This is a genomic window from Methanoplanus sp. FWC-SCC4 (assembly GCF_032878975.1).
GTDB lineage: Archaea > Halobacteriota > Methanomicrobia > Methanomicrobiales > Methanomicrobiaceae > Methanochimaera > Methanochimaera problematica.
This window is the reverse complement of sequence record NZ_CP043875.1, coordinates 661,620-683,689: the sequence shown is the minus strand read 5'-3', so window position 1 is coordinate 683,689 and position 22,070 is coordinate 661,620. Positions and strand designations below refer to the sequence as shown.

Here is a 22,070-nt window from a genome sequence, read left to right as displayed (position 1 = left end):
TCTCGTTTGTTAGATCGTAAAACATTATCTGAAGCGTATTTTTCACGCGCACACGTTGCGCGCCATCAGCTTGATTCATACAATTATTTCCTAGACTACAATTTACAGAAAGTTGTAGATGAACAGCGTGTCATTGAAACTGACATAGCTCAAAGAGGAAAAGACAATGAACCTGTATGGGTTGAACTAGGCACTATAAGGGTAGAAAAACCAGTGGTTCGTGAAGCAGACGGATCACAGTCCGGTCTTTACCCAAGCGAAGCCCGTCTCAGAAACCTGACCTATGCTGCTCCAATACAGCTGGATATGGTACTGGTTCAGGGAGACGAAAGACAGGAAACAGTGACAACAACCATAGGGCAATTACCTGTAATGGTTGGATCCAGCGTCTGTAACCTGTGTGGACTCTCAGACGATGAGAGAATAGAACATGGTGAAGATTCACACGATCCGGGAGGATATTTCATCGTAAACGGTTCTGAACGTGTATTAATGACACTGGAAGATCTTGCATCAAATAAGATCATGACAGAATACACCGAAAGATACAATGAAAGAATATACGTTGCTAAAGTATTCTCCCAGTATCGCGGATATCGTGCACTTGTCATTGTTGAAAGAAACAAGAAAAATATTTTGGAAGTTTCATTTCCGTCTGTTGCAGGTCACCTTAAATTCGTAGATTTAATGCGTGCACTTGGTCTCAATAGCGATGAAGATGTTGTAAATGCTGTTTCAACAGATGAAGACGTTCTTACCTTCATGCTCCAGAATCTCGAAGAAAGTGAATGCGACAACACTGAAGAAGGTATAATGTACGTTGGTAAAAAACTTGCACCAAATCAGACAAAAGATTACCAGAAAAAGCGTGCAGAGTTTGTTCTTGACAATTACCTCCTTCCGCACTTAAATGAGCTGATGCCTGCAGGAATAAAAGAAGAAGATCCCGGATACCAAGCAGCAGTTGAAAGTGTCCGCCTTGCAAAAGCACACTTCCTTGGAAGAATGGGAGAAGCCTGTTTTGATCTTGTCCTTGACAGAAGAAAAATTGATGATAAAGATCACTATTCAAACAAGCGTCTGAAACTTGCCGGGGATTTGATGGAAGATTTATTCCGTATTTCACTGAACAGACTTACACGTGATGTGAAATACCAGCTGGAACGTGCAAGCATGAGACACAGGGATTTGTCAATCAGCACGGCTGTTCGTGCAGATGTTTTAACAGAGAGACTTCTGCATCCTCTTGCAACTGGAAACTGGGTTGGTGGAAGAACCGGTGTTTCACAGTTATTAGACAGAGTTGATCATATGGCAGTTGTATCTCACCTGCGCCGTGTAATATCACCATTGTCCCGTTCACAACCTCACTTTGAGGCCCGTGATCTTCACCCGACACAATGGGGAAGAATATGTCCTTCGGAAACTCCTGAAGGTCCAAATTGTGGTCTTGTTAAAAACTTTGCTCAAATGGTTGAAATCTCAAAAGGAGTTAAAGACGAGCAGGCAATTAACAGAATGCTCTACAACCTTGGTGTGGAAGAACTCAAAAGGGAGGTATTATGAGCTCTAACTTAACAAAAAAATCAAGAGTATTCGTTGACGGAGCACTCATAGGTCTCTGTGATGATCCTGTGGGACTTGTATCCAATGTTCAACGAATGAGAAGAAGAGGAGAATTATCCCCCCAAATCAACATTTCACACAAGAAATATAACGGCGACATTATCATTCACACAGACAGAGGAAGAGCACGCCGTCCGTTAATAATTGTTGAAGGAGGACGCCCACTTCTAACAAACGAAGACATTGCAAGGCTTAAATCCCATGAAATTGATTTCATGGATCTTGTAGCGGAAGGTCTTATTGAATTCATAGATGCCGAGGAAGAGGAAGATCTGTATATCGCAATTAAAGAAGATGATCTGACTCAGGAACATACACATCTTGAAATTGATGCATCTCTCATTCTTGGATTAGGTGCGGCACACGTTCCTTTCCCTGAACACAATGCATCACCACGTGTAACAATGGGTGCAGGTATGATCAAACAGGCACTCGGATTCGGTTCTTCAAATATGAAGTTAAGGCCGGATACACGTGGCCATCTTCTTCACTATGTACAGAAATCACTTGTTCATACACAGACATCCAGAGTTATTGGCTCAGATGACCGTGCAGCCGGACAAAACCTTGTAGTTGCAGTTTTATCTTACGAAGGTTTCAATATTGAAGATTCATTGATCTACAACAAAGCTTCTATTGAAAGAGGGGTAGGCCGCTCCCACTTCTTCAGAACATATGATGGAGAAGAAAGAAGATACCCTGGAGGTCAGGTAGACAAGATCGAAGTTCCTGACGAAGAAGTTTCAGGAGCTCATGGTTCTGAATATTACCAGAATCTTGACAGTGACGGTATTATCAATCCTGAAACAATTGTCAAGGAAAAAGATGTTCTCATCGGTAAAACATCCCCGCCCCGTTTCCTTGAGGAACCAAGCGGAGAACTTATTGCAGTTGAAAAGCGCCGCGACACATCTGTTACAATGAGAAGCAATGAACATGGTATCGTTGACACGGTAATTGTGACAGAGGGTGAGAATTCATCACGCCTTGTAAAGGTAAGAACACGTGATCTCCGTGTACCTGAAGTAGGTGACAAGTTTGCATCCCGTCACGGTCAGAAAGGTGTTGTAGGACTTATTATCCCACAGGAAAATATGCCATTTACCGAAGCCGGTATTGCACCTGATCTGGTTATAAATCCACACGCTATCCCTTCACGTATGACAGTAGGTCACATGCTTGAGATGCTTGGTGGAAAGGTTGGTTCTCTGGAAGGAAGAAGAATCAATGCTACAGCTTTTGGAGGAGAATCCGAAGAAGTCTTGAGAAAATCTTTAAAGGCTCTCGGATTCGCACATAACGGCCGTGAAGTAATGTATGACGGTATCACCGGCAAACAGTTTAAAGCAGATATTTACGTTGGCGTTATCTACTACCAGAAACTTTACCACATGGTATCTTCAAAAATGCATGCCCGTTCACGCGGTCCGGTACAGGTTTTAACACGCCAGCCAACAGAAGGACGTGCACGTGAGGGTGGTCTGAGATTCGGAGAAATGGAACGTGATGTATTAATAGGACACGGTGCTGCAATGGCTCTGAAAGAACGTCTTTTAGATGAATCTGATAAAGTAGAGCAATATGTCTGTGCAAAATGTGGTATGATTGCATTCCTTGACAGAAACCGCAATGTCACCCGTTGTCTTGCCTGTGGAAATGAAACAGACATCTACTCTGTAGAAATGAGTTATGCATTCAAACTTCTCTTGGATGAAATGAAAAGTATGTGCATAGCACCAAGAATGCATCTTGAGGATCAGGTATAATAAAGGGGGCCTAATTAAAAATGACAAGTCCAAAAAGAGTCGGAAAAATAGAGTTTGGATTATTATCACCAAAAGATATCCGTAAAATGAGTGTCCGAAAAATCATCTGGGCAGATACCTATGATGATGACGGCTTCCCCTACCCACAGGGATTAATGGATCTTCATCTTGGTGTAATTGATCCTGGTCTTCGCTGCAAGACATGCGGAAATAAGGCAAGCGAATGTCCGGGTCACTTCGGGCACATTGAACTCGCCAAGCCGGTAATTCATGTAGGATATACAAGACTGATCAGAAAACTTCTGCGTGTTTCATGCAGAGGGTGTGGACATCTTCTTTTAAGTCCGGATGAAGTCAGCAAGGTTCTCGGTCCGGAAGAAGAAAGAAATGAAGATCTGATTTCTGAGAAGGATATCAAGAAAGAGCGTATATGCCCCTATTGTGGGGAACAACAGTTAAAGATCAACTTTGAAAAGCCGACTACATTTTCTGAAGTAATAACTGATGAAAACGGTAAAAAAGTTGAGCACAAACTGACTCCTGCAGATATTCGTGCCCGCCTTGAAAAAATACCTCCGGAAGATCTTCGTTTATTAGGAATAAATCCGGATGTTGCAAGACCGGAATGGACATGCCTGACAGTACTGCCAGTTCCTCCTGTAACAATGCGTCCTTCAATTATCCTTGAAAACGGACAGAGATCAGAAGATGATCTTACTCACAAACTTGTTGATATCATACGTATCAATCAAAGATTCAAGGAGAATCAGGATGCTGGTGCACCTCAATTAATTATTGAGGATTTATGGGAGCTTTTACAGTACCACGTTACAACATACCTGGATAATGAAGTGGCAGGTTGTCCACCGGCTCGCCACAGAAGCGGCAGGCCCCTGAAAACAATTTCACAACGCCTAAAAGGTAAAGACGGACGTTTCCGCGGATCACTCTCCGGTAAGCGTGTTAACTTCTCGGCACGTACTGTCATATCTCCGGATCCAAACCTCTCCATTAATCAGGTAGGTATCCCGCTTGCTATTGCAAATGAGATGAGTGTTCCAATCAGGGTAACTCCGTTTAATATTGATGAAATCAGAGCAATGGTTCTGACAGGACCAAACCGTCCGACTATTGATTCACCTTGCGGTGCAAATTATGCAATAAGGCCGGATGGAAGACGTATGCGTCTTACAGATGCAACAAAAGAAAATGTTGCTGAAATACTTGAGCCCGGATGGACAGTCGACCGACAAATGAGAAACGGTGATGTTGTACTCTTCAACCGTCAGCCTTCACTGCACAGAATGAGTATTATGGCACACCGTATGATCATAATGAACGGGAAGACTTTCCGTTTGAACCCTGCGGTTTGTCCACCATACAACGCGGATTTTGATGGTGATGAAATGAACCTGCACGTCCCACAGACAGAAGAAGCACGTGCGGAAGCAGATCTACTTGCAAATGTTCAGGAAAACATTCTTTCACCACGTTTTGGCGGTCCGATTATTGGAGGTATACACGACCACATTTCAGGTATATTCATACTTACTCACACCATGCGGTGGTTTGACAAAGGTACGGTATTATATCTCCTCCGCTCAAGCCTGCCGGAACATCTACCTGAACCAGGCAAAATAGAAGATGGAAAAGAATACTGGTCTAACAAACAGGTCTTTTCAATGATTCTGCCTGATGATCTAAACATGATGTATCGTGCAAGTTCATGCAGCAACTGTGAAACCTGCAAATATGAAAATTGTGAACGTGACGCTTACGTCAAGATTATTGATGGAAACCTGATATGCGGTACAATTGATAAAAAATCAATAGGTGCTTTTGACGGAACTATCCTTCAGAGAATTATTCGCAGATTCGGACTTCCACGCGGACGCCGGTTTGTTGATGATGTTACCAAACTTTCAATTCGCGGAATCATGAACGACGGGTTCTCATTCGGAATTGATGATGAAGATCTTACAAAGATCGAATACGGTCAGATTGGTGAGGTTCTACAAAATGCTACAGATGATGTAGAGCGTCGCATTAGAATCTACGAAGACGGACAACTTGAACCAATGCCCGGACGTACTCTTGAAGAAACCCTTGAAATGCAGATCATGCAGGTACTTGGAAAAGCCCGTGACCGTACTGGTGATATTGCAGGACGCCACCTTGGTCTTTCAAACAGTGCTGTGGTAATGGCAGTCAGTGGTGCCCGTGGTTCAATGCTTAACCTGACACAGATGGCAGGGTGTATCGGACAGCAGGCAGTACGTGGTGAGCGTATTACACGTGGTTATGAAGGCAGAACACTTCCACACTTCAAGAGAGGAGAACGCGGTGCAGAAGCCCACGGTTTTGTTAAGAACAGTTACAAGAGTGGATTAACACCAACAGAATTCTTCTTCCATGCAATTGGTGGTCGTGAAGGTCTTGTCGATACTGCAGTTCGTACATCACAGAGTGGTTACCTCCAGAGACGTATGATTAACGCTCTCCAGGACTTAAAAGTCGGATATGACAATACAGTCAGAACATCCGGCGGTAAGATTATCCAGTTCAAATATGGTGAAGATTCAACTGATCCTGCCAGGAGCAGTTACGGAGATCCGGTTGATGTCAAGGGAATTGTTGAAAGTGTCCTAAAAGAGGAGGTGTCCTGAAAATGGATCCAGATATGTTAAATCAGATCGAAGAAGCGGAACTCCCTGAAAAAACAAAAAATGATCTTAAAAAATACCTTGGCCCTAAAGACATCTCCAAAAAAGATTTTGATCTTATAATGGAACGTGTCCTGGAAGAATATGACGCAACCCGTGTTGAACCCTGCGAAGCTGTCGGTATCATAGCTGCCCAGTCAATAGGGGAACCGGGTACTCAGATGACAATGCGTACTTTCCACTATGCGGGTGTAGCTGAAATTAACGTAACTCTCGGTCTGCCCCGTTTGATAGAAATCATGGATGCAAGGAAATCTCCAAGCACACCAACAATGACAATCTATCTTGAAGGAGATTACAAAATAAATCGTGACATGGCACGTGAAGTCAGCTGGCAGATTGAAGCCGCGCCTCTCCATGAATTTGGAGATATTACAACTGATATGCTGGAAATGAAAGTTAATGTCCAGCTCAACCGTGAAGTTTGTAAGAAGAGGAAGATATCTGTCGAGGATATTCTCGAGCGTGCTCCACAAAAAATCAAAGATAGAAGCCATTACAGGGATTTCGAAGCAGAACAGGATCCCGACAATGCAAGATTAATCTTTCTTCCAAAGGACAGGGACAGCTATCAAAACCTGTTTATACTGGCAGAACAGGTTAGAAAAGTAATTGTACAGGGTATTGATGACATTGAACGTGTTGTTGTCAGAAAGGAGAGCGGAGAGTATATTCTATATACTGAAGGATCTAACCTTAAGGGTGTATTTGAGGTAGAAGGTGTAGATACTTCCCGTACCCGAACAAACAACATAGCCGAAATTTCCGAGGTTCTGGGTATTGAAGCAGGCAGAAATGCTATCATTGATGAAGCGCTAAGTACACTTCGTGAGCAGGGTATCTCAGTCGACGTTCGTCATATCATGCTGGTTGCCGATATGATGTGCCTTGAAGGAGAAGTCAAACAGATTGGAAGACATGGTATTGCAGGCGAGAAAGAAAGTGTTCTTTCCCGTGCAGCATTTGAAGTCACAGTCAACCACCTTCTTGACGCAGCCATTGCAAACGAAGAAGATATCCTCGAAGGTGTTACCGAGAATGTTATCGTCGGTCAGCCGATACAGCTTGGTACAGGCGATGTAAAGCTTATAGCAAAACCAAAATTAAATTAAAACAAAATTTTAGGAGAATTTCAATGGATTTCGAAACGTCTCTCAGACGCGCAATTAAGTCAGGCTCTGTCGTTATCGGACAGAAAGAAACAAAAGATTGTATTTCAGAGGGAAAAGCACAGATGATTGTTGTTGCAAACAATTGTCCTGAAGAATTTATTTCATATTTAAATGAACAGAATGTATTCACCTACACGTATGATGACTCAAGCAAGGCACTCGGAGTGTCCTGCGGAAGACCACACTTTGTAAGTGCTCTTGCAATCTTAGAAGCAGGAGATTCTGATATCCTCAGCCTAAAGAGGGCATAAGTATATGGGTGAAATCGTCTTAAACGAACAGAGTCTTCAGCTGATGAAGCAATTTGAAGACATTACAGGTGCAGGAAGCCGCGACTGTATTGTTGATGAAAGAAATGAACGCCTCATTTTTGTTATCAATCCAGGGGACATGGGCCGTGCTATTGGAAAGCAGGGTGCAAGCATTAAAAAAGCCTCTGAGGAACTTGGCAAAAAAATTGAAGTTGTTGAATTTTCTAACGATGCAGAGCAATTCATTAAAAACTGCTTCTTACCGGCCCGTGTAATCTCTGTTGAGATTACAGAAAATGAGGAAGGCGAATACATTGCAAATGTTGATGTTGAAGAGGAAGATCGGGGCATTGCTATTGGAAAAGGGGGAAAGAACATTTTCAAGGCAAACAAGCTTGCAGAACGCCAGCACGACATAGTAAATGTTCAGATAATTACAGAAGAAACTCTTTAATTATCTTTTTAGTATAAATAATTAATCATGATATTTATTGAAGACTGAATTATAGTCCGCTTTTTTCGCGCATCCCAAATTTAAAATTATATCAGGACATTTTTAACCATATTGACTGATTAAATCCATTCTGAGCACATAAACAATAAATAACGCTATTTTGCAGAACAAATTCAATTCTTTGTGATTATTCACGAATATGTTAAATTGTAAATGATAAATAGTGTTAAACCCGAATATTAGAATCAGAGGGATATATGTGGACATACTAATCTTTTTAATCCTCTTTCCACTTATTGCAGCACTTCTTATGCTAGTGCTTCCTAATGGTGGATTGAGAGATTCAATCGTTAAAATATCAGCGGTTGTTACAGCAGTTGCTTCATTATATCTGTTTGTCACCACATATGGGAATGGTTTATCATTTTATACCATTGGCTCAGAACTGACAGGCACTTTAATGATTGCAATTGAAGTTGCAATCGCACTGTTCATCATTGGAATAAGTGTTAAATTCAAACACTATCTGATTGCGGTACTCGTGGCAATTCAGACAGCAGCTATCCTTTATGCTGAAAATTTTGCCGTATCACATGCAGCATTATCACAGGAACTCTTTTTAGATGAATTTTCAGTGATAATGGCACTGATTATAGGCATTATTGGAAGTTTAATCTGTGTTTACGCTGTCGGATATATGAAAAGCTATCAGGACCACCACAAAGAAATCAAAGACAGAAGGCCTTTGTTTTTCTTCCTGATGTTCCTGTTCCTTTCTGCAATGTTTGGAATAGTATTCTCAAATCACATTGTATGGCTGTTCCTGTTCTGGGAAATTACAACTCTTTGTTCGTTCCTTTTAATCGGATATGCAAGAGACGAAATTGCCTGGAAAAACGCATTCTGGGCCCTTTTGTTGAATACTCTTGGAGGAGTTGCATTTGCATTTTCGATAATGTTTATACTGTTGTTCTCAGGAAATGCTGAATATATATATCTGAATAACCTGATTGCAGCAGGCCCTGCAGTTGCACTAATACCTGCAGCTCTGATAGGTTTTGCAGGACTTACTAAATCAGCACAGATGCCTTTTTCATCATGGCTTGTCGGGGCTATGATTGCACCAACACCGGTATCTGCACTTCTCCATTCAAGCACAATGGTAAAAGCAGGTGTTTATGTGATTGTCAGATTTGCTCCAGTTTTTGAAGGAAATCTTATAGGAATCATGATCTCACTTGTTGGAGCATTCACATTCCTTTTCGCATCCGCAATAGCAATCAGTCAGAGCAATGCCAAGAAAGTTCTGGCTTATTCTACAATTGCAAACCTCGGACTTGTTGTGGCATGTGCAGGAATAGGCACCCAGGAAGCTGTCTGGGCAGCGATACTTCTGATAATATTCCATGCAGTTGCAAAGTCACTATTATTCCTGTCAGTAGGTTCGGTTGAACACAAAAAACACTCAAGGGATATTGAGGATATGTCCGGCCTTATTGCAACAATGCCAAAGATCGCAACAATGATGCTTATAGGAATTGCCGGAATGTTTCTCGCACCATTTGGAATGCTCATATCAAAATGGGCAACAATTCACGCATTTGTAAATGCTCTTCCGCCTTTTGGAATGCTGCTTGTGGCAATAATAGCCTATGGAAGTGGAATAACAGTGTTCTTCTGGGCAAAGTGGATGGGAAAACTAATAGAAGTCAGGACAAAATCAGAGCCTCTCAAAAAAGAGGCATCCGGACAGGAAATGACTGCTATTTATGCACTGGGAGGACTTACTGTAATTACCTGCCTGTTCTTCCCACTTATCTCAAGTGAATTAATTGAACCATACCTTGGAGAAGTATATGGAACGGCTTCTCATCTTTTAAGCCTGAACAATATGATCATAATGATAATGATGCTCGTATTGATCGTGCTTCTGCCTCTTTCACTGTTGCACTTTGGAAAGGGAAGAACAATAAAGCAGCAGTACATGTGTGCCAGGCCAACAGGGGCTGACATGTCATTTAGCGGTAGCATGGGAATAAAGAAGGATCTGGAAATGTCCAACTACTACCTGGAAGAATATTTTGGTGAAGAAAAAATCGCAAAAGCAGGTAACCTTTTAACAATAATTATCATTGCAATTTTGTTTATACTGGCTGCAATGATTCTTTCCGGGATGGTGATGTTCATATGAATATTATAGAGAATATTCCCGTATATCAACTGGCAGGCGCAATATTATTTGTGATACTTGCTCCCTTTATAGGAGCTGTAATCACAGGAATTGACCGTAAAATCACAGCCAGAATGCAGGGAAGAGTCGGACCACCGGTTCTTCAGCCACTTTATGATATATTCAAGCTGTTTGAAAAGGAAAATATTGTTGTTCATGAGTCACAGAATTTCTGGATATTCAGCTACCTGATATTCATAATTGTAACAGGTGTTTTATTCTTTGCAGGAAGCGACATCCTGCTGGTAATATTTGCACTGACTCTTGCTCATGTATTTCTTGTACTTGGAGCATATTCAACGGGTTCTCCATATGCCCACGTAGGTGCAGAAAGAGAACTTATTCAGTTAATGGCATTTGAACCGATTATCATAATCGCTGCAATCGGTTTTTATGAAATTACAAAAACATTTGACACCCTGGGAATCCTGCAAAACAGTGTTGCTCCGATTATTCTGATGCCTGGGATATTCATAGGAATGGTCTATGTTTTCACAATAAAACTTAGAAAATCACCATTTGACCTTTCAACTTCACACCATGCTCACCAGGAACTTGTAAAAGGTCTTACCACAGAATTTTCGGGTTCAACACTTGGGATGACTGAAATAGCACATCTTTACGAACTTGTATTTCTGCTGGGATTCCTGTTCCTGTTCTTTGGAATGGCAGCTCCGGTAATTGGATTGATCGCACTAATTGTAGTCTATTTCCTTGAACTTTTAGTGGACAATGCAACTGCAAGAATCAAATGGCAGTTATTGTTGAAAAGCTGCTGGATAATAACAGCAGTGTTTGGAGTCGTAAATCTTATGGCACTTTATTTCATTTAGAGGAGGTTAAAAAATCATGTCATATCTAAAAAAATCCCCATGGATAATACACTATGATGCCTCAAGCTGCAACGGTTGTGATATTGAGGTTTTAGCCTGCCTGACACCCCTATATGACGTTGAGCGTTTTGGAATCCTGAATACAGGAAATCCCAAACATGCCGATGTATTTGTTGTGACCGGCGGGGTTAACGAACAAAACAGACAGGTCATAAAAAACATTTATGACCAGATGCCAAAACCAAATGTTGTTGTAGCCATAGGCATATGTGCATCATCAGGAGGAGTTTTCCGCCAGTGCTACAACATTGCAGGAGGCATCAATGAACTCATACCTGTTGATGTTTATGTTCCGGGATGTGCAGCAAGGCCTGAATCAATTATTGACGGAATTGTAAAAGCACTTGATGTACTTGAGAAAAAACGTGAAGCATACAAAACCGGAGGTGAACAGAAATGACTATTGAAGATCAAAAGATAACCGAAATCAAACCGGAAGATCTCATTTCCAATGTCAGGGATATGCATGGAAATGGTTTTCGTCTTGTTCAAATCGGATGCGGGAAGTATGATGAAACATTTGAGATTAACTACTCCTTCGAAAAAGATTACAAATTTGAAAACCTGAGAATCTCAATCACCGAAGGCATTGAAATCCCAAGCGTATCAGATATTTACTGGGGAGCATTCATTTATGAAAACGAGATGCACGATCTCTACGGAGTAAATGTTAAAGGGATTAATCTCGATTTCAAAGGAAATCTCATTAAAACAAGCATTAAAAATCCGTTTAATGTCAAAGTAACAAAGACAGATAAAAAAAATAATGCTGAAAGCAAAAAGGAGGAGAACTGATTTATGTCCAGAAGAGTAGTGGTTCCTTTCGGGCCCCAGCACCCTGTCCTCCCTGAGCCAATACACCTCGATCTTGTCCTGGAAGATGAACATGTCGTTGAGGCAATACCATCAATAGGATACGTTCACAGGGGCCTTGAAAAACTCGTTGAAATCCGCGAATATAAGGATTATGTCTTTATTGCAGAACGCATCTGTGGAATTTGTAGCTTCATACACAGTCTTGCGTATTGTCAGGGTATTGAAAATATAATGGATGTTGATGTTCCGCCAAGAGCACATTATCTTAGAACCATCTGGTCCGAGTATTCAAGAATGCACAGCCATCTTCTCTGGATGGGGCTCTTTGCAGATTCAATGGGATTCGAAAATCTCTTTATGAACTCGTGGAGACTCCGTGAAAAGGTTCTGGATGCAATGGAAGAGACCACAGGCGGACGCGTTATTCAGAGTTCATGCAAGGTCGGCGGTGTCAGAAAGGATATTTCAGATTCCAAATTAAAAGAGATGATTTTAGACCTTGAAAAAATGGCACCTGAAATTGAGGAACTCAATAATGTCTTCTTTGATGAAAGTACTGTAAAACACAGAACCAAAGGTATAGGTATGCTTTCAAAAGAAGAAGCATACGATCTGGGTGCAGTCGGTCCTACCGCAAGGGGCAGTGGCATTGCAATCGATATAAGAGATACAGGATATGCGGCATACGGTGATCTTGACTTTAAGCCGGTAACTGAAAATGGCTGTGACTGTTACTCAAGATGTATGGTTCGTGCAAAAGAAGTTCTTCAGTCTATAGATCTAATTAAGCAGGCAGCAGAAAACATACCGTCAGGAGACATTGAAATAAAGGTTAAGGGAAATCCGGATGGTGAATACTTCTCACGCGTTGAACAGCCACGTGGAGAGTGTGTCCATTACATTAAAGGCAACGGGAAAAAGTTTATCCAGAGAGAAAGGGTCAGAACACCGACGCTTACAAACATACCTCCTCTTGTAAAGATGCTTGCAGGCTGCGAAATGGCAGATGTACCTGTCATTGTTCTTTCAATAGATCCTTGTATCGGGTGTGCGGAGAGGTGATTTAAATGGGATTATTTTCTATTACAAAAACAATCTTCAAAACCCTTGCAAGGGGACCCTCAACAATCCGTTACCCGTTTGAACCAGCAAAAAAATTTGAGGCTACAAGAGGTCAGATTGAAATTAGAATGGAAGACTGTATATTTTGTGGTCTTTGCAGCAGACATTGTCCGTCAGATTGTATTGAATTTTCTAAAAACGACAGAACCTGGCAGATTAACAGGTTCAGATGCATATCATGTAATTCCTGCGTGGAAGCATGCCCGAAAAACTGTCTTTCAATGACAAACCAGTACCATGCTCCGGTCACTGAAGGCCCGGCAATTGACCGTTTTACTGCACCACCGGTAGCAGAAGAGAAATTTACAGAATAATAATAATAATAATAATAATATACTATATTATTTTTTTATGCTTTGTGCCTGATGAGCCAGCCCTAGATGAAGTAAATTAACCAGATATCATTCTCAGACAAAAATTTACCACATTATAGAAATTAATATCTAACCAGATATGTATTACTGGAAAATAAATACCCACAAGTACAATTCTGCAAATAATTGGCTTTTATATCAGATTCCCTGATTTTGATTAATCCCTGAAATCAAGACCCGTGTACTTTTGTGCAAGGATTAAAATTTCTTCAGACCACCCCTCAACTCCAGTACCTGGTAAAGGCCTTCCTTCAGGCATCATATTGACCGGTACATATTCAGATCCACCAAGCACCTCTGCAATGCTTCTCCTGGTACATCTGTCATCCCATCCACCCATGCAATAAAACTGAATACTATTTTTAAGATTATTGTTCTCTTCAAGTTCTGATCTGTATTTCTTGAGAAACGGGCATTTCTCATAGTTCACACAAACAGACATACTGCCTGATTACAACTAATTCATGATAAATTTTTCCCGTATGATAATCCCGAAACTTTTTCTACATATAAATCAGGATTAAATTTCCTTTTAAGACCATTTTCATTCATATATCTGATCTTTCCAAAAACAGGTCTTTCCATCCAGGCCCTGTCATGCTTTCCAAAACACCATGCAATTCCCGCATAACTATTTGGATCACGACCGTCAAGAGAATATTTGTTGTTAAGATAAAGTGCAGTTTCAAAAGCTTCGATTGGATTTTTTGACCATTCGAGTATTTTTTTCCCCCAGTACATTCTCATATATCCATGCATTTTCCCTGATATCTTAAGTTCATCGTTGGAAGCATTCCAGTATTTATCATGGGTTTTGGATCTTTCGAAATCCTCCGGGGTATACAGATACTCCCTTATGTCAAACCGGTGTTCCAGAAGTGTTTTTTTGCACCATTCCGGAAGGCAGTTAAAATTATTATAGTCCGGATTGTAACTGACAAAATTAACTGCAAGTTCTCTTCTTACAATCAGTTGTTCAAGATAATCATGATAGTCCAAATATCCGGAATTCACCACTTCAATTGCAATCTCAACCGGAGATATATGGCCAAAGTGAAGATAGGGACTCATATTTGACAAGCAGTCATATTCAGGGTTGTTTCTAAAATCATTATACCCTGCAAGCTTTTTTTTGATGAACACGTCAAGGTGCTTTTTAGCCTCCAAATAACCTCCTTTAAAAAAGGGAGAGGGAGGGACACTACCATCAGGGCTTTGTGAATTTAAAATTTCTTTTATATCAATCTGATCAAAATACATTTTTGGAATATTAATTTTCAGGTTATCTCTTTTTGGATTTTCTTTTTTTGGTTTTAGAAGATATTGGGAGATCTGAGGTGAAATCTTACGTCTTATTGTTGCGGCAGACCACTCTTCCTTAAAAGATGCTTTTGACACAGGAACCACAACATTTGATTCTGCTAAAATTACTGGGCATTGTGATTTTTTTGCCGTTTCATCATACCATTCCTTATGAATACTGAGGTAACCATAATCAGCTATCATTACAGCCGCTTTTTTTGACAGCCTGATCGCACCATGAGGCGGGGATTCACAACTAAAATATACAAAACAGCCACGATTTTTAAGTTCTTTTGCTGTTTCCTTTAGTCCTTCCAGCATAAACTGAAAATGTCTGAGGTTTGATTCAGGAAAATTCCTGTAAATTCCAAAATAAACAACCAAAGGAAGATTCATTTTGTTTGCTGTAAGTGCCGAATATTCAAGTGCATGATTATATTCGGATCTGACTGAAGCATTCATCCAGTAAAGAACATAATCACCTGATTTAACAGTCCTGTCATTCAACAAAGTTATCCTGTTTTCAAACTCCACTTCATCCCCAGCATAAATCATAAAAATCCTTTGTAGACTTTAAAGATAATAAATTAATTTCCTAAATGACAGGAAGTAAAAATTGATAAAATTAAAAAAATGATTAACCAAAAAGGCCTCCAAGAAGACCTTTATTGTTCAGTTCGTCCTGAGCCATCAGACGGAGCCTGTTCTGTTCTTTTTCAAGAGCAGTTATTTGTTCCTGAAGCATTAGTCTTAATTCATCATCACAGTCACACTCACTGATAAGCTGATTAAGGTTTTCTATTCTCTGCTGGTTTTGCTCTATGTTTCTCAGGATTTCACCTGATGCATCCTTATCCCCCCCAAAGAAAAAATAAGAGAGTGCATCCCTGTTTTGAATTCTTTCTTCAGCAGAATATGTGTTCTTTACGGAGTTGTTATATTCCTTTGCAATTGCCGATATCTGCGATCCGATTCCCCCATCAATATCTTCTGCCATAAGGAGTGTGTGGACTGCCACACGGATCTGGTTTTGATTTTTCAGTTTGCTCTGTTCCTTTACGGAGAGATTGGCATGTTCCATTAAAATCTCCTGCTGCTTCAGGCGAATTCTCTCCTTTACTTCAACCTGTTTTCCAGAAGTGTTCTGAGGCCTGTTTTGTGTTTCCACTTCTTTTGGAGTTTTTAAAGAATCATTCTGGAATTTCTGCATCTGTGAATCAGGTGAGAGTCCCGGACTTTCATTCATTTTTCCGGCCTGTGTTACCGGTTTTTCTGTTTTTACCGGTTTGTCCCCGGCAGGAACATTTTTGTTATCTTTACTGTTGTCAGTCTGGGCACCCATTACAGCCGGAGATGCAAAAAACATCAGAACTGTGAGTACCACCATAAGCTTCATCATTTTTCTCATAACATCACCCATCAAAATTAATCCATTAGATGTCGGGATTGTATTAAAAGATATTTCAATTTAATTTGAATTTTATTAAGATATATAATGTTTATATGTTATTGGTTATATCCAAAACTACTACATATATAATTTTGAGACAATATCACTTCAGGAAACTGATCTCCAATCAACCATAAAAAATAGATTTTTCAAGAATATTAAAATATGAGGTCTTAAAAAGACTAAATATTATTTATTTAACATTTTTTCATGAAGAAGCAACTGAATTTTATGGATGAATAAATTATTCATTAAAAATCGCAAAATTAGAACTTATAATGCCTCAACCCGGATTTGAACCGGGGACAACCAGATCTTCAGTCTGGCGCTCTCCCAGGCTGAGCTATTGAGGCACTCATCTGTTATCAGTTGAGCAAATAGAATAGGACATTCTAATTAATAAATGATTTGATTTGCAACCCCCATTTTAGAAGTAAAATCGACAGACTCAAATATGACCTTTTTGAAAACCGGGAATAGTCACTAGATCGTATGTCAAAAAAGCAATTATGCGCAGACCAGATGTCAAAAAAGCTAATGCAAAAAGTGCCCACCATTTATTATTGCAGGCAGTCGATTAATTGTACAGGAAAAATAATGGGTAAAAATAATCATAAAAAAAACAATGACAACTCAGGCTTCATCAAAGCATTGAACGAAAGAAGCACAAATATTGTTCATTTAACCCATAACGATCTGGACGCAGTCGGTAGTGATGCAATTCACAGATTAAAACATGATAAAATATTCACAGTATGGGCATCAGTGGGACGGTTTATATCTATTTTTAAGACAATAGCGGAATGCCCAGGAAACGGGAATATGTTAAGTATCTCTGATCTTGGCTATCAGGACGGGGCAATTGAAGCAGTAAAAATTGCAAAAGAAAACGGCTGGAAGATAGAATGGCGTGATCACCACAGATGGACGGATGAAGAAAAAAAATCTATTGAAGAAAACATTGAATACCTCAATATAAATACTGAAGTGTGCGCAACAGGAATTGTATTCCGTGACCTTATGCCCGATGACGAGTGGTCAAAGGAGATCGCAAGAGTCGTCTGCGATTATGATCTCTGGCACCATAAAGAACCCCTCTCAAAAGTCCTTGGCGAGGTCTGCACAAAAAGGAGAAATCTTGACATTGTCAGGGACTGTCTTTTAAGTGGCAGTTTTACAAACCGGGAAATTGATCAGATATACAAAAAGATATACGAAGAAAAGAACACCGCCATAAAAAAGAGTCTGAGCCATACAAAAATCCTTGAAGGGAAATACAAAGTTGCATTTGCTCCGCTTTACGGTTACCCGAGTGAAACCGCACATGCAATAAGAGATGAGATGAAAACTGACATTGAAGTAATAGTCTCTGACAATGGAAAGTTTTCAATACGCTCTGTCCCGCCGATAAGCCATCTTATCGCAAAAAAGTTCGGCGGAGGAGGGCACCCGCCCGCTGCCGGAGGTTCTTTTAAGTTCTCATTTACAGACAAAATGGCATTTTTGATCTTAAAGAAAAACAGGCATTATAAGAAATTATTTGACGTTTCTGAAAAAATAAAGGCTGAATAAAGTATCAGACCATCAAAAATGCATTTTCTTTTAGATCTTTCCAGTAAGAACCGGGGCATTTACAGCAATACCCGCCCATAAAAATGTTGTCAGGGTCAAAATGATTCATGCATAAATCAAAATCACTGATATTTCCATCAACGACAATTACGTTTTTCACATCATATTCATTCAGAATTTCAAACAATACAGGAATTTTTTTGGAATAAACCGCGATATTGTCCTGAACACTAAGTATTGACTTCATTACTGAAGAACTCCCTTCAGGAGAAAAGTAAAATATCTTATTATGTGGAAGATCATCAAGCTCGGTTGAATCAAAACGGTCTGAAATGAGGACATGCTTTTTAATTCCTGCATCGCGCTGCTCCCTCATCATTTTGGAATAAACTTCTGACAATGCACCAATGAAATCTCCCCTGTTATTGAAATACGAATCCTCAATCATAAGGCCGGACGGGGGAGGCATGGCAACAGAAATTCCCTTTGAAATGCGGGAAACTCTTTTTGCATCTTCTTTCATCAGTTCACATTCAGGATATGGCTCGGAGTTGAGAAAACCTGATTTGATACCCGCTATTGATTCAAGAACACGTTTTTTGTAAAATAATCCGCCAGAACACGGCTTATCCGCAAATCCCTTCTGAACTCTTGCAAGACATTCCATCTGATACGAGAGAAGATCACAGGAAACTCCGATTTGCTTTTTTGCCCATTGAGCAAGCTTTGATGGTTCCACGTTTTTTACATCATCAGCCCCAAAGGATAACAGATCTATATTTTGCCGTTTTTTCATCCGATATTATGTATTTATACTCTTTAAAAGCTAAAAACATAAGCATGAGTGATACGCCGCTACTAGTGACATGTGGACTACCGTACACAAACGGTCCATGTCACATAGGTCATTTACGCACTTACATACCAGCAGATTTCTTCGTCCGCTATTTAAGGCACTGCGGAGAAGAAGTTGTATTTGTCTGCGGTTCGGACAATCACGGGACACCAATTGTTATCAGCGCTGAATCAGAAGGCATTACACCCCGGGAAATGTCAGAGCGTTACAACGATCATTTCGACAATACCTTCAAAAGAATGGAAATTGAATTTGACCGCTTTGGAATGACTGATGATCCGGCCAACCACAAAAGAACAAAAGAAATTGTCCAGAAATTAATAAATAATGGATATATCTATAAAAAGGTCATCAGCCAGAGCTACTGCCCTGCCTGCAAAATGTTTCTGCCGGACAGATACGTAGAAGGTATATGCCCCCATTGTGGTGAAAAAGCAAGAGGAGACGAATGTGACCAGGGATGCGGAAAACACCTTGAACCCGGAGAAATAAAAGATCCAATATGCAAAGTATGCGGGGGCAAAGCAAAACTTCGGGATCAGGAGCATTATTTCTTCAAGCTAAGTGAATTCAGCCAGTTTCTCGAAGAGTTTCTTCCAAACCTGAAGGGAACATCAAACGCCAGAAACTATGCAGCAGGATGGATTAAAGAAGGTCTTCATGACTGGTGTATCACAAGAACACTCGACTGGGGAGTCAAATTTCCAGGAAATGATGACCTTGTTGTATATGTCTGGGTTGATGCACCAATCGGGTACATGGCATTCACTGAAGAATGGGCAGAGAAAACAGGAGGAAACTGGGAACAGTTCTGGAAAGGTGACTCTCCTATTATCCATTTCATCGGACAGGATATTATTTACCACCACTGTGTTTTCTGGCCTGCAATCCTAAAAGGCTCAGGCTATTCAACGCCAAAAGCAGTTGTTGCAAGCGGAATGGTCAAAATAGATGATAAGACCTTCTCTAAAAGCAGAGGATATGTTGTATGGACAAATGAAGATTATCTGGATCTCGGTCTCCCTGCAGATTATCTGCGCTACTATCTCCTCTCATACACAAGCCACACTAAAGAGCTTAATTTCTCGTGGAAAGAGTTTCAGACAAGGGTCAACAACGAACTCGTCGATACCGTCGGAAACTTCTTTTACAGAACGCTCCATTTCACATCAAAAAAGCTGGGAGGCATCCCGGAACTTGAAGCAGAGCCTGAAATTATTGCAAAGATTGAAAAGACAATAGAAGAGGTTGAAACAGCTGTTAGAGAATACGAATTTAAATCCGCTGTTGAATCGGTAATGGCACTTGCGTCATATGGTAATTCTTACATTCAGACAAATGCCCCGTGGAAACTGATAAAGGAAGATGAGAATTCTGCAAAGCAGGTACTAAGAAACTGTGTCCAGCTTGTAAAGGCACTAACAATTCTTCTGGATCCTGTTATACCCGAAAAAGCACAGGAATCATGGGAACTTCTGGGTTACACAGACAGTGTAAAAGAACATCCCATAAAAGATGCTTTAGAGGGATTTGATTTCTCAGAACTTCCAAAACCAAAGATCATGTTCGAAAAAATTGAAGATGAAAAGATTGAAGCATACGAAATAACACTCAATAAAAGAATAGAAGAAGCAGTTAAAAAGGAACAGAAAAACAAAGAGGAAGATAACATGATAACTATTGACGAATTTGCAAACGTAGAGCTTAAAATAGCAAAAGTGATTGAAGCTGAACAAATTGAAGGATCAAAAAAACTCCTTAAAATTCAGGTTGATCTTGGTGATGAAAAAAGACAGATTGTATCAGGAATCGCGCAAAACTACACTCCTGAAGAATTAAAAGACATGAGTGTTGTTGTTGTGACAAACTTAAAACCTGCAAAACTCTTTGGTGTCGAATCAAATGGAATGATACTTGCAGCCGGAGAAAAGGCCGCGCTTCTAACAACAATAAAGGATGTATTGCCGGGAACAAAAGTTCTCTAAAATCCTTTAAACATTAAAAATGGTTTTTTCAACATTTAATCAACCGAAATGAAATAAAATTAAATTTTTATAAATATTCTCATTTTTAAAAGAATTAAACTCAAGAAAACAGGATATTCAAAATATTGCACTAAAATTAACTATTTTAAACTAAATCAAACAAAGGATTTCAATAATCTTTAAAAATGAAACGGACCTGGAGGGATTCGAACCCCCGACATCCGGGTTAGAAGCCCGGCGCTATATCCTGGCTAAGCCACAGATCCTCACAAATATTGTGCTCTATAACATTGGCGCTCCATGTTATTAATCCTTATGAAATTATCTTAAAAATATTGATTTATATTTATCCTGCATGGAACACTGATGACTTGACTATCTCAACCTGAGTTGGTTTTGCCCATTCTTTTCCATCAATATTTCTGGCAATTGTTTTGTCAACATATTTAACCTTAAGGCGAACCGACATCCTTTCACGCTCTTCATAATAATATGGATTGATATACTCAACCATTCTCTTCATATTGATAGTAATGCACATAACATCAACAATTATTCCATGGTCACCCGGATAGAGATCATCAAGATCGACTTCTGTCATAAATATATGATCACCGGGGAGCACATCTGTAAGAGTAATTATGTTATGGGCACTCTGAAGCTCGATTGTTCTCGGCTTCCCTTTTTTAAGTTCAGACAAAACATTAGGAGAAATTCCTGTAATAGCTGCGATTTTCATGATTATCACCCATACATTGGCAGATGCTCTTTCTTCGGATGCTGCTGCTCTTTCTCTGTTTCCCTCACCTGTTCTACCATCTTCTGCATAGAAGATTCAATCTCCTCTGCCTGCTCACTAAGTGCTTCCACTTCAACACCAAATTTGTAAAGAGAATTCAATACTTCCAGTATAGATACTGCAGAACGGGGATCAGGTGTATTTACTGTTTCGCCCAGAAGTCCGATTGCAGGTATACCTGAAGCCTTACACTCAGTCAGAATGCTGCCGGGCATACCAGATATACTGCCCATAGGCAAAATCTCAGTATCTTTTATTTTTTCCAGATGAACCTGCTCGGAGGCGACACCAAAAACACGCTTTTCAGGAGTATTGGTTACAATACCTGCAACAACGACAATCTCTTTTAGATTAAATCCTTTAAGCCAGGAAATTATTCCGTTTGTAACTTCATAACATATTGTAGGATGTATAGGTATGTCAGATACAAAAGCAACAAATGAATCTTTCCTGTAAATTCGAATTGGTGCATTAATGACTCCGTCAACCATCATTGCAATCGGAGGGAAATACTTACTGGTAATGCTGCCGACAAATTCAAAATCAGCATTGTCAACAAGATATTGTATTGAAATACTACCTACAAGACCACTTCCCGGAAAACCCACCAAAGCTATGACTTCATCAGCTCCGGCCATTTCGGAAACAATTTTTATATCATCCACGATAAAACACCTTT

General features: G+C 40.1%; 20 protein-coding genes and 2 tRNA genes. 14 read left to right on the top strand and 8 right to left on the bottom strand.

What is annotated here, in order from left to right; translation table 11 throughout:
* The first annotated feature begins 6 nt into the window (after positions 1 to 6).
* From F1737_RS03440 to F1737_RS03385, 12 genes are all read left to right on the top strand, one after another.
* The gene (locus tag F1737_RS03440; RefSeq protein ID WP_317137385.1) at positions 7 to 1,566 is read left to right on the top strand and encodes a DNA-directed RNA polymerase subunit B''; all 1,560 of its coding nucleotides are present in this window, start codon (positions 7 to 9) and stop codon (positions 1,564 to 1,566) included.
* On the top strand, positions 1,563 to 3,392 hold the full coding sequence (gene rpoB / locus F1737_RS03435; RefSeq protein WP_317137384.1) for a DNA-directed RNA polymerase subunit B: 1,830 nt from the start codon (positions 1,563 to 1,565) through the stop codon (positions 3,390 to 3,392). The genes F1737_RS03440 and rpoB overlap by 4 nt, the downstream gene beginning before the upstream one ends.
* A gap of 20 nt (positions 3,393 to 3,412) precedes the next feature.
* Complete coding sequence (locus F1737_RS03430; protein ID WP_317137383.1) at positions 3,413 to 6,058, top strand: DNA-directed RNA polymerase subunit A'; 2,646 nt, start codon at positions 3,413 to 3,415, stop codon at positions 6,056 to 6,058.
* Between the two features lie 2 nt (positions 6,059 to 6,060).
* Complete coding sequence (gene rpoA2, locus F1737_RS03425; RefSeq protein WP_317137382.1) at positions 6,061 to 7,227, top strand: DNA-directed RNA polymerase subunit A''; 1,167 nt, start codon at positions 6,061 to 6,063, stop codon at positions 7,225 to 7,227.
* 23 nt (positions 7,228 to 7,250) lie between these two features.
* Positions 7,251 to 7,538 (top strand): 50S ribosomal protein L30e, encoded by a 288-nt coding sequence (locus tag F1737_RS03420; RefSeq protein WP_317137381.1) that lies wholly within the window; start codon positions 7,251 to 7,253, stop codon positions 7,536 to 7,538.
* Between the two features lie 4 nt (positions 7,539 to 7,542).
* A complete protein-coding gene (locus F1737_RS03415) occupies positions 7,543 to 7,992 on the top strand; it encodes a NusA-like transcription termination signal-binding factor (RefSeq protein ID WP_317137380.1) in 450 nt (149 codons plus the stop codon).
* Positions 7,993 to 8,251: 259 nt separating this feature from the next.
* Positions 8,252 to 10,183: an NADH-quinone oxidoreductase subunit 5 family protein gene (locus F1737_RS03410; protein ID WP_317137379.1), complete on the top strand. Its 1,932-nt coding sequence runs from the start codon at positions 8,252 to 8,254 to the stop codon at positions 10,181 to 10,183.
* The gene (locus F1737_RS03405) at positions 10,180 to 11,055 is read left to right on the top strand and encodes a complex I subunit 1 family protein (protein ID WP_317137378.1); all 876 of its coding nucleotides are present in this window, start codon (positions 10,180 to 10,182) and stop codon (positions 11,053 to 11,055) included. Before F1737_RS03410 ends, F1737_RS03405 begins: the two co-directional genes overlap by 4 nt.
* Positions 11,056 to 11,071: 16 nt before the next feature.
* On the top strand, positions 11,072 to 11,515 hold the full coding sequence (locus F1737_RS03400) for an NADH-quinone oxidoreductase subunit B family protein (RefSeq protein WP_317137377.1): 444 nt from the start codon (positions 11,072 to 11,074) through the stop codon (positions 11,513 to 11,515).
* On the top strand, positions 11,512 to 11,910 hold the full coding sequence (locus F1737_RS03395; RefSeq protein WP_317137376.1) for an NADH-quinone oxidoreductase subunit C: 399 nt from the start codon (positions 11,512 to 11,514) through the stop codon (positions 11,908 to 11,910). The genes F1737_RS03400 and F1737_RS03395 overlap by 4 nt, the downstream gene beginning before the upstream one ends.
* Before the next feature lie 3 nt (positions 11,911 to 11,913).
* Complete coding sequence (locus tag F1737_RS03390; protein WP_317137375.1) at positions 11,914 to 12,993, top strand: hydrogenase large subunit; 1,080 nt, start codon at positions 11,914 to 11,916, stop codon at positions 12,991 to 12,993.
* Between the two features lie 5 nt (positions 12,994 to 12,998).
* Positions 12,999 to 13,367, top strand: a complete 369-nt coding sequence (locus F1737_RS03385; RefSeq protein ID WP_317137374.1) for a 4Fe-4S dicluster domain-containing protein — start codon at positions 12,999 to 13,001, stop codon at positions 13,365 to 13,367.
* Positions 13,368 to 13,584: 217 nt separating this feature from the next.
* On the opposite strand, the gene F1737_RS03380 is transcribed toward F1737_RS03385, so the two are convergent.
* The 4 genes from F1737_RS03380 to F1737_RS03365 form a co-directional block, all read right to left on the bottom strand.
* Positions 13,585 to 13,869 (bottom strand): hypothetical protein, encoded by a 285-nt coding sequence (locus F1737_RS03380; RefSeq protein ID WP_317137373.1) that lies wholly within the window; start codon positions 13,867 to 13,869, stop codon positions 13,585 to 13,587.
* Between the two features lie 20 nt (positions 13,870 to 13,889).
* Positions 13,890 to 15,284 (bottom strand): deoxyribodipyrimidine photo-lyase, encoded by a 1,395-nt coding sequence (locus tag F1737_RS03375; protein WP_317137372.1) that lies wholly within the window; start codon positions 15,282 to 15,284, stop codon positions 13,890 to 13,892.
* 82 nt (positions 15,285 to 15,366) lie between these two features.
* The gene (locus F1737_RS03370) at positions 15,367 to 16,137 is read right to left on the bottom strand and encodes a hypothetical protein (RefSeq protein WP_317137371.1); all 771 of its coding nucleotides are present in this window, start codon (positions 16,135 to 16,137) and stop codon (positions 15,367 to 15,369) included.
* A gap of 321 nt (positions 16,138 to 16,458) precedes the next feature.
* Positions 16,459 to 16,532: transfer RNA gene (locus F1737_RS03365), tRNA-Phe, on the bottom strand.
* A 244-nt stretch (positions 16,533 to 16,776) separates the two neighbouring features.
* Here F1737_RS03365 and F1737_RS03360 point away from each other — a divergent pair.
* On the top strand, positions 16,777 to 17,751 hold the full coding sequence (locus F1737_RS03360) for a phosphoesterase (RefSeq protein WP_317137370.1): 975 nt from the start codon (positions 16,777 to 16,779) through the stop codon (positions 17,749 to 17,751).
* A 4-nt stretch (positions 17,752 to 17,755) separates the two neighbouring features.
* Here the strand turns inward: F1737_RS03360 and F1737_RS03355 are convergent, their stop codons facing one another.
* The gene (locus tag F1737_RS03355; RefSeq protein ID WP_317137369.1) at positions 17,756 to 18,547 is read right to left on the bottom strand and encodes a hypothetical protein; all 792 of its coding nucleotides are present in this window, start codon (positions 18,545 to 18,547) and stop codon (positions 17,756 to 17,758) included.
* A gap of 44 nt (positions 18,548 to 18,591) precedes the next feature.
* On the opposite strand from F1737_RS03355, the gene metG reads away from it, so the two are divergent.
* Positions 18,592 to 20,592: a methionine--tRNA ligase gene (gene metG, locus F1737_RS03350; protein WP_317137368.1), complete on the top strand. Its 2,001-nt coding sequence runs from the start codon at positions 18,592 to 18,594 to the stop codon at positions 20,590 to 20,592.
* 191 nt (positions 20,593 to 20,783) lie between these two features.
* Here metG and F1737_RS03345 read toward each other — a convergent pair.
* From F1737_RS03345 to F1737_RS03335, 3 genes are all read right to left on the bottom strand, one after another.
* Positions 20,784 to 20,858: transfer RNA gene (locus F1737_RS03345), tRNA-Arg, on the bottom strand.
* An 80-nt stretch (positions 20,859 to 20,938) separates the two neighbouring features.
* Positions 20,939 to 21,331 carry a DUF473 domain-containing protein gene (locus tag F1737_RS03340; RefSeq protein ID WP_317137367.1) on the bottom strand — a complete coding sequence of 131 codons (393 nt, stop codon included), beginning with the start codon at positions 21,329 to 21,331 and terminating at the stop codon, positions 20,939 to 20,941.
* 5 nt (positions 21,332 to 21,336) lie between these two features.
* Positions 21,337 to 22,056, bottom strand: coding sequence for a proteasome assembly chaperone family protein (locus tag F1737_RS03335; protein ID WP_317137366.1), 720 nt, complete (start codon positions 22,054 to 22,056; stop codon positions 21,337 to 21,339).
* Between the last annotated feature and the right edge of the window lie 14 nt (positions 22,057 to 22,070).